13 protein-coding genes are annotated in these 13,537 nt (G+C 73.2%); 7 read left to right on the top strand and 6 right to left on the bottom strand.

Annotated elements, in window-relative coordinates; translation table 11 throughout:
* Window positions 1-46: 46 nt before the first annotated feature.
* Window positions 47-346 carry a hypothetical protein gene (locus E5F05_RS08650; protein WP_129118227.1) on the bottom strand — a complete coding sequence of 100 codons (300 nt, stop codon included), beginning with the start codon at window positions 344-346 and terminating at the stop codon, window positions 47-49.
* Window positions 347-462: 116 nt separating this feature from the next.
* Window positions 463-1,872, bottom strand: a complete 1,410-nt coding sequence (locus tag E5F05_RS08655) for an MFS transporter (protein ID WP_129118228.1) — start codon at window positions 1,870-1,872, stop codon at window positions 463-465.
* An 85-nt stretch (window positions 1,873-1,957) separates the two neighbouring features.
* Between E5F05_RS08655 and E5F05_RS08660 the strand changes: the two genes are divergently transcribed.
* Window positions 1,958-2,704, top strand: coding sequence for an ArsR/SmtB family transcription factor (locus E5F05_RS08660; RefSeq protein ID WP_129118229.1), 747 nt, complete (start codon window positions 1,958-1,960; stop codon window positions 2,702-2,704).
* A gap of 33 nt (window positions 2,705-2,737) precedes the next feature.
* Here the strand turns inward: E5F05_RS08660 and plsY are convergent, their stop codons facing one another.
* Entirely contained in the window at window positions 2,738-3,331 is a 594-nt protein-coding gene (gene plsY, locus E5F05_RS08665) for a glycerol-3-phosphate 1-O-acyltransferase PlsY (protein WP_241687094.1), read from the bottom strand.
* A 120-nt stretch (window positions 3,332-3,451) separates the two neighbouring features.
* Here plsY and E5F05_RS08670 point away from each other — a divergent pair, with 120 nt between their 5' ends.
* The 5 genes from E5F05_RS08670 to E5F05_RS08690 all read left to right on the top strand — a co-directional run bounded on the left by E5F05_RS08670 (window position 3,452) and on the right by E5F05_RS08690 (window position 9,655).
* A complete protein-coding gene (locus E5F05_RS08670) occupies window positions 3,452-4,939 on the top strand; it encodes a sensor domain-containing diguanylate cyclase (protein ID WP_129118231.1) in 1,488 nt (495 codons plus the stop codon).
* A gap of 24 nt (window positions 4,940-4,963) precedes the next feature.
* Complete coding sequence (locus tag E5F05_RS08675; protein ID WP_164973401.1) at window positions 4,964-5,395, top strand: VOC family protein; 432 nt, start codon at window positions 4,964-4,966, stop codon at window positions 5,393-5,395.
* A 62-nt stretch (window positions 5,396-5,457) separates the two neighbouring features.
* Window positions 5,458-5,784, top strand: coding sequence for a VanZ family protein (locus E5F05_RS08680; RefSeq protein ID WP_129118317.1), 327 nt, complete (start codon window positions 5,458-5,460; stop codon window positions 5,782-5,784).
* A gap of 9 nt (window positions 5,785-5,793) precedes the next feature.
* Entirely contained in the window at window positions 5,794-6,747 is a 954-nt protein-coding gene (locus tag E5F05_RS08685) for an AAA family ATPase (protein WP_129118232.1), read from the top strand.
* 4 nt (window positions 6,748-6,751) lie between these two features.
* Window positions 6,752-9,655, top strand: coding sequence for a transglutaminaseTgpA domain-containing protein (locus E5F05_RS08690; RefSeq protein ID WP_129118233.1), 2,904 nt, complete (start codon window positions 6,752-6,754; stop codon window positions 9,653-9,655).
* Window positions 9,656-9,679: 24 nt separating this feature from the next.
* Here E5F05_RS08690 and E5F05_RS08695 read toward each other — a convergent pair whose 3' ends face one another.
* Complete coding sequence (locus E5F05_RS08695) at window positions 9,680-11,158, bottom strand: 2-phosphoglycerate kinase (protein WP_129118234.1); 1,479 nt, start codon at window positions 11,156-11,158, stop codon at window positions 9,680-9,682.
* Window positions 11,159-11,174: 16 nt separating this feature from the next.
* Entirely contained in the window at window positions 11,175-11,798 is a 624-nt protein-coding gene (locus E5F05_RS08700) for a TetR/AcrR family transcriptional regulator (RefSeq protein WP_129118235.1), read from the bottom strand.
* Window positions 11,799-12,520: 722 nt separating this feature from the next.
* On the opposite strand from E5F05_RS08700, the gene E5F05_RS08705 reads away from it, so the two are divergent.
* Entirely contained in the window at window positions 12,521-12,868 is a 348-nt protein-coding gene (locus E5F05_RS08705) for a hypothetical protein (protein WP_129118236.1), read from the top strand.
* A gap of 65 nt (window positions 12,869-12,933) precedes the next feature.
* On the opposite strand, the gene E5F05_RS08710 is transcribed toward E5F05_RS08705, so the two are convergent.
* Complete coding sequence (locus E5F05_RS08710) at window positions 12,934-13,470, bottom strand: MarR family winged helix-turn-helix transcriptional regulator (protein ID WP_241687095.1); 537 nt, start codon at window positions 13,468-13,470, stop codon at window positions 12,934-12,936.
* Between the last annotated feature and the right edge of the window lie 67 nt (window positions 13,471-13,537).

Here is a 13,537-nt window from a genome sequence, read left to right on the forward strand (position 1 = left end):
TATCCCCCCGGCGCCGGGGGGTCAAGGGGGCGGGCTAGGGAAGCGTTTACCGCCTCTTCCGCAAAAAGGACAGCCACCCCGCCCGCTCGGGCTGTTGCGCCGGGGCGAAGTCCGCCATATGGATCTCGGCCTCGGGGTGCGGGGCGACTTCCCAGCCCTGCTCGGTGGCGACCAGGCCGCCGAAGCGACCGGCGGCGTACCAGGCGTGGGCGAGTTCCTGTTCGGCACTGAGGGCGCGGGGGTCGGCGAGGGCTTCCAGCATCGCCTGGAGGCTGTCGTCGGCACAGGTCCAGCAGCCCTGCGAGAAGGTGGCTTCCTGACCATAAATCCGAATCCTGACCGGCATGGACACTCCCGGGCCGGACGGGCTGACCACCGTCCGGGCTTGTCAGTTGTCTTGACCGGTTCAGCATAGCGCGCGCTGGCTGGGGCGTGTGGAGGGCGGCTGGGCCTTTCCCGAAGTTAGCGGGGCCAGGCTGGCTCTGACGCCTGCGGCGCCTTCGGATCGGCCCGCCCGAGGAGGAGGACGCACAGGGCCACCACCAGGGCCGCCGCCAGAAAGGCCAGACGGACCGCCTGCACCGTCCCGCTGCTGCCTGGCCAGGCCAGCAGGCCCGCCGTCCCTGCCGTCCCCAGGGCGATTCCCAGGTTCTGTACCAGGCGCTGCACCGCGCCGATGGTGCCCTGCATATTGGGTCCGACCGCGGCGGTGATCCCGGAGACGGCGGCGGGTAACATCAGCCCCGCACCGACGCCATAGACGAACAGCCAGCCCGCCACCAGGAAGGGTGACCAGGCGGCCCCGACCGCGCTGAGGCACAGCAGCCCGAACAGCATCACGGCCAGGCCGAGCAGGGCGAGGCGCCGGGGGCCAGAGCGCGGCAACCAGGCGCCCGACACACGCGCGAAGATCGCCAGGCCCAGCGGCGCGGACAGGGCGAAGAAGCCCACCTGCCACGGGGGAAGGTGCCGCACGCCTTCCCACAAGAAGGGCGGGGCCACAAAAGCGACTGCGGTCGCGGTCCCGAGGCCCGCCGTGGCGAGCAGGAGCGCGGTGAGGCGCGGGTTGCGCCAGGCCGCGAGCGGCAGCAGCGGCGCCGGAATACGTCCCTCCCGCCGGACAAAGGCCGCGGCCAGCAGCGCCCCCAGGACCAGCCAGGCGGGGGCCAGCCAGATTCTGTGGCCGGACGCCAGGCTTGTCAAAGCCAGCAGCAGGCCCAGCACGCTCCCGCCCAGCAAGGCGTTGCCTCCCCAGTCGAGCGCGGGTGACGCCGGGTTCGGGTGGTCAGGGGCCAGCCGCCGGGTGCCCCACCATCCCAGGGCGCACAGGGGCAGATTGAGCCAGAAGACCCACGGCCAGCCCAGGGTGGAGAGCAGCAGGCCGCCCACACTCGGCCCCAGCACCGGCCCCAGGCCCTGGATCATGCCCAGCGTCCCCAGGGCGGCCGGACGGTGTGCCGCCCCGATCCGCGTGGTGATCAGCGCGGTGGAGGTCGCTTGCAGCAGGGCCGCCCCCACCCCCTGAAGGCCGCGTGCCCCGATCAGCAGGGAGATGGTTGGTGCCAGCGCGCACAGGGCGGAGGCCAGGCCGAACACCGCCAGCCCCCAGGCATACACCCGCAGGCGGCCCACCCGGTCGGCCAGCCGTCCGAACGGCGCGAGGGTCACGGCCAGGGTGAGCAGGTAGAGCGTGGCTGTCCAGGCTGCGGTCTGCACGCTGGTGTGCAGCGAGGCCACCAGCGACGGCAGGGCGACGGTCACGATGCCGCTGTCGAGGGTCGAGAGAAAGAGGCCCAGGCTGGCGGTCAGAATGAGCCTCCGCTCGGTGGGCGTGAGCCGAAGCTCCGTGGGGGGCAGGGCGGGAGAACGCATGCCCCCGACTATCGGCCCCCAGGGGTGGCGGACGTTGCGGTGCTGACCGAAGTGAGAGGCCGCCTTGTCCGCCTATAGTCGGGCTATGGAGCCAGCAGTCCCGCCAGGAGTTGAAGCGCGCGGCATCGCGCGGATCGCTGCCCTGATCGGCGACCCCACGCGCGCGGCCATCCTCCTCGCGCTGGCGGACGGGCAGGGGCGGCCTGCCGGTGAACTGGCCTGGCAGGCCGGGGTGCAACCCCAGACGGCGAGCGAGCATCTGGGCAAACTCCGCGAGGCGGGGCTGGTCACGGTGGAGCGCGTGGGGCGCCACCGCTACTATTTGCTGAGTGGGACGGAGGCGGCGAGCCTGCTGGAGGACCTGGCGGCTTTTGCCCCGCCCCCACCCAGGGCACGCTGTCCGGTGAGCGCCGAAGGGGTGGAGTTCGGTGAGGCGCGGACCTGTTACGACCATCTGGCGGGGCAACTCGGGGTCAAGCTCACGGCGGCCCTGGTCGAGCGGGGTTGGCTCGTGCCGCTCGGGCGCGAGTTCGAGGTGACGGCGCGGGGTGAGCGAGGCCTGGCCGAGTTGGGGGTGGACGCCCTGGCATGCGGGACCGGGCGCCGTCTGTTTGCCCGCCGCTGTCTGGACCGGACAGAACGGCGCCCGCATGTCGGAGGGGCCCTGGGCGCGGCTCTGCTGGAGCAGTTGCTGGCGCTCGGCTGGCTGGTCCGGGTTCCCGAACGCCGGGTGGTGCGCCTGACCGTCGCGGGGCGTCAGGAACTCTCGCGCCGGTTCGGTGTGGAACTGGCAGGCGTGGGGGTGCGGACAGCGGCGGGAACAGCAGGATAAGCGGTCCGACCGGGAAGCCCAGCCGCCCTCCCCTCACTTCTTCTCGCCCAGCCGCCGCTCGTTCCCGGCCTGGAGCCGCCGGATGTTGTCGCGGTGCTGCCAGATCAGGAGGGCGGCGAGAAAGGCCACGGTCAGGATCAGCCAGCCGGGGCGCGGCAGGGCCAGCGCCAGGACCACGGCGGTCAGCGCGCCCAGGATGCTGCCCGCCGAGACGAGGCGCGTGAGCCAGATGCACGCCGCGCCGACCACGAAGGCGCCCCCGCCGACCAGCGGGTCGAGGGCCAGCATGGTGCCGAAGCTGGTCGCCACGCCCTTGCCCCCCCGGAAGCCCAGAAAGGGGCTGAAGTTGTGCCCGATGACGGCGGCCACGCCGCACAGCGCCGCCCAGGCCGGGTCAAGCCCCAGCGCATGGGCCAGCCACACGGCGATGGCCCCCTTGAGGATGTCGAACACGGCCACGGCCAGCGCCGGTCCCGTGCCGAGCGAGCGCAGCACGTTGGTCGCGCCGCTGTTGCCGCTGCCGACCTTGCGGATGTCCACGCCCCTCAGGCGGGCCACCCAGGCGGCAGCGGGAATCGAGCCGATCAGGTACGCGACCAGCACGGCGGGAAGGGCAAGCAGGCTCACGGGTCCGATTCTACGCATTGAGCCTTCCCATTGAGACTTCCTTCAGGGACCGGGGGAATGAACCCGGCGTCAGGTCCCGTCATCCGGACGTGAGGGGGCGTCCGCTAGCCTGTCCGGGCCGTGCCTGCCGCTCCCCTGCCCCCCGATGAACCCGCCCGCCTCGCCGCCCTGGCGCGGTACGGGGTCCTGGACACGCCGCCCGAGGAGGCGTTTGACCGCCTCGCGCGCCTGGCCGCGCATGTGCTGGAGGTGCCGGTGGCGGGTGTGGCCTTGGTGGACGGGTCGCGGCAGTGGGAGAAGGCGAGCTTCGGGAGGCCACGCGGCGAGGTGCCCCGCGCCGAGGCCCCGGGCGCCTGGGCGGTTCTGGGAACGGAGGTGCTGGTGGTGCCCGACGCCCGGCAGGACCCGCGCCTGGCTGGCCACCCGGGGGTCCGGTCGGGACAGGTCGTGCTATACGCGGCCGCGCCGCTGCTCACGCCGGACGGGCACGCCATCGGCGCCCTGTCCGTGACCGACGACCGGATGCGGCCCTTCGGCCCCGGGCAGGCCGAGACGCTGCGGTTGCTGGCGGCGGTGGTGATGGACGAGCTGGAACTGCGGCGGCGGACGCGGGAACTCGTCCGGGCGCGCGATCACGCCCGCACCCTGCGCGAGCTGGCCGAGCTGCTGAACGAGCCGCTGGGACCGCAGGAGCTGGCGCGGCGTGCCCTGACGCTGCTGCACGCGCGGATGCCCCTGGACTGGTCGGCCCTGCTGCACCTCACGCCGGGCGGTCCGGCGGTGCTGAGCGACCACGCGGGGGAGCGCGGCGCGGCGTTCGGCCTGATCCTGCGGGAGCGTCTCGCGCTGGAGGACGGCCCCCTCTGGGCGGCGCTGGTGGGGCAGGACCGCGTGTTTCTCGACGACTACACGGCGGCGGCGGAACGCTGCCCGTACCTGCTGGCGGCGGGGTTGCGGAGCGCCACCTGGCTGCACCTGGGCGGCACGCGGGAGGGGCAGGCGGTCCTGCTCCTCGCCCGCCTGGGCCGCGCGGCCGCCTGGACCCCCGAGGAGCGCGCCCTTCTGGAAGCTGCGGCCCGCAGCGTGGGCACCGCGCTGGAGCGTGTGGGGTACGTCTGGAGCCTGGAACGCGCGGCCCAGACCGACCCGCTGACCGGCCTGGGCAACCGCCGCGCGCTGGACGAGGCGCTCGATGAGGCCGAACGGCGGCGGGCCGGGACGGGGCTGGGGTACGCGCTGGGCGTCGTGGACCTCGACGGCATGAAGCACGTGAACGACGAGCGGGGGCACGCGAGCGGGGACGACCTGCTGCGCGAGTTCGCCGGGCAGCTCGCCGCTCCCGGCGTGGCCGCCTACCGCCTGGGCGGGGACGAGTACGCCCTGCTGCACCTGCGGCCCGCTTCCCCGGAGGCCGCCGTGCGGGTCCTGGTCGACCTGGTGGCGGCAGCCGAGCGGCACGTGCGGGCCAGGGGTTATCCCGCCGGGGCCTCGCTGGGGGTGGCGACGGTCCCCGGCGACGCGCCGGACGCCACCACCGCCCTGCGCGCGGCCGACGCGCGGATGTACGCCCGCAAACGCGAACGCCGGGCGGCCCGGATGCACCCGTGACGCCCGCCCGCTACCCTGAAGCCTATGAAGGCCATGCTGCTCGACCACGTCGCCATCGCCACGCCCGACCTCGACCTGGGGGCCGCGCCCTACACCGCGCTGGGTCTGACGCCCGAGGGGCCGGATGAGGAGGTCGCCGGGCAGGGCGTGCGCGTCCGCGCCTTCGTGGCAGGCGACACCCTGATCGAACTGCTCGCGCCCACCCACCCGGACAGCCCCATCGCGGCCTTTCTGGAGCGGCGCGGCCCCGGTCTGCACCACACCGCCTACCGCGTGGCCGACCTGGACGCCGAGATGGCGCGGCTGCGCGGGCAGGGCGCGCGCTTCCTGTCGGACACCCCCGCGCCGGGCCGGGCGGGGACCCGGGTGGCCTTCCTGCATCCCAAGTGGGGCGCGGGCACGCTGATCGAACTGGTGGAGCATCCCGCCGGGGCGCACGGGCAGGGCGGCCATTGACGCGCCGGAGCGCGCTCTGGGGCCGGGGTCAGCCGTTCTGGTGGCTCCCCGCCCTGGCCGTCATGGCGGCGATCTGGTGGCTGAGTTCCGAGTCGGACACGCCCGGCCCGCCCCTGGTGCATCCGCTGGACTGGGCGGCGCACTTCACGGCGTACCTGGCGCTGGGCTACAGCCTGGGGCGCGCGACCGGGCAGCGCGGGCTGGCGCTGGTGCTGGCCGTGTGGTTCGGCGCGTCCGACGAGGTGCACCAGGCCTTCGTGCCGGGGCGGGAGGCGGGACTGACCGACTGGCTGTTCGATCTGGCGGGCGCCTGGCTGGGGGCCTTTCTCGCCACGCGCGGCCAGCCGAACCGGGAGCATGTGGCAGTTCTGTCAGACCGGCCCCGCTAGGCTGACCCCATGACCCGCGCGGCCTCCTCCGACCCGTTCCAGCCTGCGGGCAGCGCCGCGCTGGTGGGCCGCGCACTGGAACAACTTGGCCGCGTGATTCTCGGCAAGCCCGGGCCGCTGCGGCTGGCGGTCGCCTGCCTGCTGGCGCGCGGGCACCTGCTGATCGAGGACCAGCCGGGCGTCGGCAAGACCACGCTGGCGCACGCGCTGGCCCGCACGCTGGGCCTCTCGTTCCGGCGGGTGCAGTTCACCTCCGACCTGCTGCCCGCCGACCTGCTGGGCGTGAGCATCTGGGACGCGGCGGCCGGGGCCTTCCGCTACCATCCCGGCCCGATCTTCGCGGAGGTGCTGCTGGCCGACGAGATCAACCGCGCGCCCCCCCGCACGCAATCCGCGCTGCTGGAGGCGATGGAGGAACGCCAGGTCAGCGAGGGCGGCGTCACCCGGCCCCTGCCCGACCCCTTCTTCGTGATCGCCACCCAGAATCCCGCCGCGTTCGTGGGCACGTCGCCCCTGCCCGAAGCGCAGCTCGACCGCTTTCTGCTGACCGTCACGCTGGGCTACCCCGATCCCCGGGCCGAGCGGACCCTGCTGGAAACGGGCGGCCGGGGAGAGGTGGTGCGCGACCTCCCCGCCGTGCTGGACGCGGCGGCCCTGCGCGCGGCCCAGCGCGACGTGGACGCCGTTCACGCCGCGCCCGCGCTGCTGGACTACCTGCAACGGCTGGCCCGGGCGACCCGCGAGCATCCCGCGCTCGCCGTGGGCCTGAGTCCCCGCGCGCTGCTGGCGCTGCTGGCCGCCTCGCGCGCCTGGGCCTTCCTGGCGGGCCGCCGAATGGCGCTGCCGGAGGACGTGCAGGCCGTGTTTCCCGCGCTGACCGCGCACCGCCTGCCCCCCCGCGACCCCGCCCTTCGCGTGGCGGACATCACGGCGCGGATTCTGGCGGAAACGCCGATTCCCTAGCGTCATGGACCAACCGCCAGAAGAGGACAGCTTCCCGCGCCCGGCCTCCACGGCTCACAAGCCACGTTCTACCCCCTTCGTGCTGCGCCCCACCCGTCTGGGCCTCGCCTTTCTGGGCCTGATCCTGGTCACGCTGGTGGGCTGCATCAACTACGCGCTGGGCCTGGGGTACGCGGTGACGTTCCTGCTGGGGGGCGTCTGGGTCGCGGCGGCCGCCCACGCCACCCGCGCCGGAAGGGCGGTGACGGCCACGCTGGACGCCCCCGCCGAGGCGGTCGCCGGGACGGACGCGGCCTTGGTTGCCCGGCTCACCAGCGCGGGAGCGGCCCTCACGGTACGGGTGCGGGTCCGGGCGGGCCGGAAGCGGCTGGAGGTGGCGGCGCGCGTTCCGGCGGGGGAGACGGTGAGCGTCCCCTTTCCGGTCCCGGTCCCGCTGCGCGGCACGCTGGTCCTGTCCCGCCCGCAGGTGACGGCGCTGGACCCGCTGGGGTTCTGGGAGGCGCGGCACGCCCTGCCCCTCCCGGGGCCTCTGACCGTCTTTCCCGCGGCCGAGGTGGACGCCCCCCCACCTCCTCCCCACCCGTCGCCGGGAGCGGGGGAGGGGAGCGCCCGCACGCGCGGCGACGAGGACTTTGTCGGCCTGCGGCCCTCCCTGCCCGGCGATTCGCCCCGGCAGGTGTCGTGGCGGCACGCGGCCCGCCTGGGCACCCTCCTGACGCGCGAGACGGACGCGCCCGCCGGGACGCTGTGGTCCCTGAACTGGGCCGACACCGCCCGCCTCACCGACCCGGAGGCCCGGCTGTCCCGGCTGGCGGCCTGGGTGCAGGTGGCCCGGCGCACGGGGGTGGCCTTTCGCCTGACGCTGCCGGGCGTGACGCTGCCTGCCGGGACGGGCGAGGCCCACGCGCGGGCCGCTCTGGCGCTGCTCGCCCGGCAGGCGCCGCTGCCCGTTCCGCCCCCACCCGCCAGGAAGGCCGTCCGGCCCAGTCCAGCCGTCCCGTTGCCGGGGGCGCCGCTGCGCTTCACGCTGTTCGCGCTGGCGGTGGCGCTGGCCCCTGCGGCGCTGCGGCAGCCGGTCTGGGTCACGCTGCTCGCGGCGGGGGTGCTGGGCTACCGCGCGGCGCGCACGGTGCGCCCCCTGCCCGCCCCACCCACCCTGCTGCTGGGCCTGGCGGCGGGGGTTGCCGCCGCGCTGCTGTCCGCCCGGTACGGGACGCTGCTGGGCCGCGAGGCGGGAACCGCGTTGCTCGTGCTGCTGGTGGCCCTCAAGGCCGCCGAGACGCGCACCCCGCGTGACGCCCGCCTGCTCGCGCTGCTGGGCCTGTTCGTCACCCTCACGCACTTCCTGTTCGGACAGGGGCCGCTGGTCGCGGCGCACGCCCTCTTCAGCGTCCTGCTGCTGCTGGCCGCGCTCGCCGTCTGGACGGCGCCCGGCGTGCTGGAGGAGCGGCCCCTGCGCGCCTCCGCCACGCTGGCTCTTCAGGCCGCCCCGCTCGCCGCGCTGCTGTTCCTGCTGTTCCCGCGCCCGGACGGTCCCCTGTGGCAACTGCCCGTGCAGGACGTGGCCCGCACCGGCCTCGCCGATCAGGTCAGCGCCGGGGACTTCGCCCACCTCGCCCAGAGCCGGGCGGTGGCTTTCCGGGCCGACTTCGCGGGCGCGCTTCCGGCCCCGGCGGACCGGTACTGGCGCGGCCCGGTCTACGAGGCGTATGACGGCGTGCGCTGGACGCAGGTGCGGGTGCGCGGCCCGGCCCCCAGCGTCGAGGTGTCCGGCCCGGCCGCCACGTACACCCTCACGCTGGAACCCAGCGACAGGCCCTGGCTGCTCGCGCTGGACACGCCCACCGCCCTGCCCCCCGGGGCCTTCCTGACCTCGGCCTTTCAGGCGGTGACCCTCCACCCCGCCCCAAGTCGCACCCGCCTGGCCTTCCAGAGCCGCCCGGCCCGGCTGGGCCTGCGGGAGAACGGCGTGCGTCTGGCCTTTGACCGGGAACTCCCACCGGGGGACAGTCCGCGTGCCCACGCGCTCGGCGCCTCCTGGCGGGGACTGGCACCGCAGGCACGGGTGGAGGCGGCGCTGGAGTTTCTGCGGACCGGGGGCTTCACCTACACCCTCTCGCCGCCCACGCTGCCGGAACGGGACCGGGTGGACGTGTTCCTGTTCGGCACGCGCCGGGGCTTTTGCGAGCATTACGCCTCGGCCTTTGCCTTCCTGATGCGCGCGGCGGGGCTGCCTGCCCGGATCGTCGGCGGCTACCTAGGCGGTGAGGTGAACCCCACAGGCGGCTCCCTCACCGTGCGCCAGCAGGACGCGCACACCTGGACGGAAGTGTGGTTGCCCGGCCGGGGCTGGGTGCGGGTGGACCCCACCGCCAGCATCGCGCCCGCCCGCGTGAACGCCGGGCTGATGACCGCCCTCCTTCACCCCACCGCTGCGGCGGCCCCCGCGCCCACCCTCTTTCACCGGGCCGTCCTGCGCCTGGACGCTCTCCAGAGCCGCTGGAACACCTGGGTCGCGGGGTATGACGGCCCTCAGCAACGCGACCTGCTCCACCGGGTGGGGGCGGGGCGAATGGGCGCCTTTCTCTCGCTGGCTGCCAGCGGCGTGCTGCTGGGGCTGGCCCTGTTGCCCGCGCTCCTCGCGGCGCGGCAGCGTGCCCAGCCCACCGACCCCGCCGCCCGCGCCCTGCACGCCCTCACCCGCCGCCTGCGGTTGCCCCGTGCGCCCGGCGAGACGGCCACTGCCTACACCCAGCGCGCGGCCCGGCACTTTCCCGAGCAGGCGAGCATCCTCGACGACGCGCTGCGGGCCTACCAGCTCGCGCGCTACGCTCCGGGTGAACGGGCAGGGGCGCTGCGGGACCTGCGGGCCGCCGTGCGGCGGGTGAGGCGGGGCCGGAAGAGGTGAGGCGAAGGCGCCGTTCCCCTGCGGCTACTCCCCGCGCTCCACTTCCCGCTCGCCCAGCAGGGCGGCGCGTTCGCCGGGCGTGAGGGCGGCCATCACCCGGCGCAGCACCACGTCCACCGCCTGATCGGCGCTCTCGTCGAGGGTCAGGCCGTCGAGGAGCGGCACGTCCTCGCGCGCGGCCAGTTCCTCCAGATAGTCCTGCATGATGCGGATCTCGCGGAAGTAGCGCATGTAGCGGTGGAGGGGGCGGCTGGCGGCGGTTTCCGCGTCGCGGGCCTCGAAGTGGCGGCGGTGCTCGGCCTCGTCGGGCAGCGTGACCAGCAGCGGCACCACCAGCGCGCCCGCGTAGTCGGCGGCCCGCAGGTAACCCGGCACCAGATGGACGCCTTCCAGCACCAGACTGGTCCCTTCCTCGATGGAGCGGCGCACGACCGCCCCCACCCCCACATTCACCTGCTGGACCTGATCGCGGAAGCCCGCCAGCAGTTCGGCCCGCGTGGGGTTCTCGGGGTGGGGTTCGCCGGGCGGCAGCAGCGCCTCCCAGGCGTTGAAGGTGCTGGCATGCAGGCCCGGCACCAGTTCGGGCGACACCATCGCGCGCATCACCTGCCGGATGGCGTCGGTGCCGATCACCCGGGTGATCCCCAGCCGGTAGGCGACCTCGGCGGCCAGGTAACTCTTGCCGGTGCCGCTCACGCCGCCCAGCAGCACGACCAGCGGCCGGGGCGGGCGGCGGATCACGCGCAGCAGGCGGTAGCGCGCGCTCACGTCGGGGCCGACCTCGCCCAGCAGCAGGGTTTCCACCTTCTCGCGGACCGCCTGCCGGGTCACCAGCCGGTCCTCGCTGCCGCGCAGGTCGCGCTGGGTCACGCGGGCCACCTTGCGCGCCACGTCCGGCGCGACGCCCGCCGCCAGCAGCGACTGCACCAGCAGGCCCTTGCTGAAGGGCACGGGGGCGCCGCCGTCCGCGCTGACCACCCCCAGCTTGCCCCGGTTGCGTTGCAGAAAACGGTAGGTGAGGCGCAGGTGTTCCCCGTAGCGCTCGGCCAGCGTCTGCTCGGTCAGCGCGTCGAGGTCGCGCACGCTGATCTCCCGCCGTCCCGCCTGCCGCATCTGCACGTCCACGGCGCTGGCCGTCCCGTAGGCGTCGCGTGGTGAGAGGCCGGTGTCTTCCAGCGTGCGGGCCAGCACCCCCCGGCTGAAGGGCAAGGTCCCCTTCTTTGCCGTCACCAGGATGTCGAAAAAGGCGGGCGTCTGCCGGGCTGCCGCTTCCGCCACCTCACCCCCCGCCACGTCCCGCGCCACTTCGACCATCAGGGCCTGAAGCTCGGCCGGACTGACCGGGGAGCGCCGCGTGTTCCTGAGCTGCTGCTCCACCCGCCGCGCCGCCGCCGACGCCACCGCGCCACTCGCCCCGGCGTTCACCAGTGACTCCACCACCAGCCCCCGGCTGAAGGGCCAGTGGTGGCGCGGCGTGCCGACGGTAAGTTCAGGCTGTGTCATGAGGACCCGGGCGCACTCAGGACGTGCGGGGCGGCCCCTCGCGGCGCAGCGCCCCCTCCAGCAGCAGGTTCAGTGCCAGGCGCGTTTCTTCCTGAAGGGTGCGGTCGGTCCCGTAGGCGCTCCAGCGCAGCGCCACCATCAGGTAGGTGTCCGCGATCAGGTTGCTGATGCGTTGCAGGCTCAGGTCGCCGCGAATCTGGCCCGCCTGGTGCAGCGGCTTCAGGATCAGCTCGATCACCTTGCTGAGGGGCAGCGCCTGGTACGCGGTGCGTGCGCGCTCGGGGTTGGGGTTCAGCACCTCGTAGGCCAGCGGCGGGAACAGGTCGCGCTCACGGCCATTTTCCTCGGCCAGCTCGTCCCAGATCTCATACAGCACGGTCAGGGGCGGGACGCCTTCTTTCAGGCGGGCCTCGGCCTTGTCGCGCAGGCGGTCCATCACCTCGCTGCCGTAGTCGAGCAGCACCGCTTCCTTGTAGGGGTAATAGTTGAAAAAGGTGCCGCGCGAGACGTTGCTGGCCCGCGCGATATCGGTCGCGGTGGTCGCCTGGAAGCCGCCCCGCTTGAACAGGTCGAGCGCCACGCTGTAGATCCGCGCGCGGCGGCGTTCCTTCTGGCGCTCCCGGAGCGACGACGAGTCCATGGTCCTTCACATATAGCGCGTGGAGTCTAAAATTGCACCCCGTCAAACCTAGGGCGCGGGGGCAGAGGGCGGGTCAGCGGGCGAAAGCCCAATTAGCCCCAGCCCACGTTCGGCTTGGTCGGTGCTCCTGGCGGCGTGAAGCGTCGCTGCACCCTTGGAAAGGTGGCTCGGGTGGAGCGGTTGAGGTGGAAGGTGTTCCCCCCACCCCCCCGCCGGGGGCAGGGGGAGCTTTCCGCTGCGCTCGGCAAAGGGAGACTCGTTGCGCGGCGGAGATGTTTGGGGCGTGGACGGTTCCTGCGTGGAACGTATTGATCTCCGCCGGGCGGCTGCGGGCCTGCGGCCCGAAAGCTCCTCTGCTCGGCCTGCGCAGTTGCAAGGTGGAACCTGGCCGTCGCCTCCAGAGTTTTGAAAAGACAAAAGATAGGGGGCTGCGGCTTAGGACTGACGCGACTGGGAAGAAGAAAGCGTGCAGGACGCTGTTTTTGCTCCTCCCCCTTGAGGGGGGAGGTTGGGAGGGGGTGAACAGGCAAAGCATCCCAACACCACGTTTTCTCAATTCCCCCGCCCTTCCCCGCCAGAGGTTCGCGTAAGCTCTGAGTTTTGGGCGAGATGAGGGTATGGGGGCGTCACGAAGGGCGCTGTCCCGCTGTTCAAACAGGTTCTCAACGCCGGGTTAGGCCAAAGGACATCCTTTTGCGCCGGGCTTCCCCGAAGCTGGCTCCATGAAGCCCATCACCCCCCGCGTCCATGGCGTGATCGACTACGCCGCCTGCGCCGCAATGCTGGCCGCCCCGGCCCTGCTGCACCTGAAGGGCGGCGCCCGGACGACCTCGGCTGTCTTTGCAGCCTCATATCTGGGCGTGAGTGCCCTGACCGACTACCCGCTGGGCCTGCGCCACCTGATCCCCTTTCCAGTGCACGGGAAAATCGAACTCGCCAGTGTCCCCGCGCTCCTGCTGGTGGCCGCACTCCAGAAAGGCGCACGCAAGCGGGTCTACTTCCTGGCGCTGGCGGGGACGGTGCTGACTGTCTACAGCCTGACCGACTGGCAGGCCGACCCCGAGGCCTGAACCTGTCCTCTCCGGCCGCTTCCAGCAGCAGGGACAAGAGCAGCGGTCGAGGCGGGCCTGGCCCATCAGCCGGATTCCGGCTCACCCGCCGTTTTGACGTGCGCCGTGAGGCGGCGGAGCGTCTGTTGCAGCCCTTGCAGCTCGCCTGCGCTCAGGCCGTACGAGCAGGTGATCTGCGCCGAGACTTCCGCGATCTTCGCCTGGAGGGCCAGCCCGGCGGGCGTGAGCGACACGCGCAGCTCGCGGGCATCGTCCAGGAGGCGTTCGCGCCGAATGTACCCGCTCACCTCCAGCCGCTTGAGCAGGGGCGAAAGCGTCCCGGCGTCGAGCACCAGCCGCTCGCCCAAGAGCTTCACGCTCTGGGGGCCGTGCTGCCACAGCGCCAGGATGACGAGGTACTGCGGATAGGTGAGGTGCAGGGGGGCCAGCAGCGCCCGGTACGCGGCGATGACGGTCCGCGAGGCGACGTACAGATCCAGGCAGAGCTGATCTTCCAGTTCGGGGAAAGGACCGGGGGAGGGGGGGGCAGTCTCCGTCATGGTGGTGCGCTCGCCCCCAGTATGCACGTTGCCCCACATGCCGCCTGCCGGGAACCTTGGCATTTCATGAAGAGAACGGCGGGCGGGACCGTGACAATTACTTTGTGCACAAAGTAATAATGTGACGGTC

Source organism: Deinococcus metallilatus (genome assembly GCF_004758605.1).
Taxonomy (GTDB): domain Bacteria; phylum Deinococcota; class Deinococci; order Deinococcales; family Deinococcaceae; genus Deinococcus; species Deinococcus metallilatus.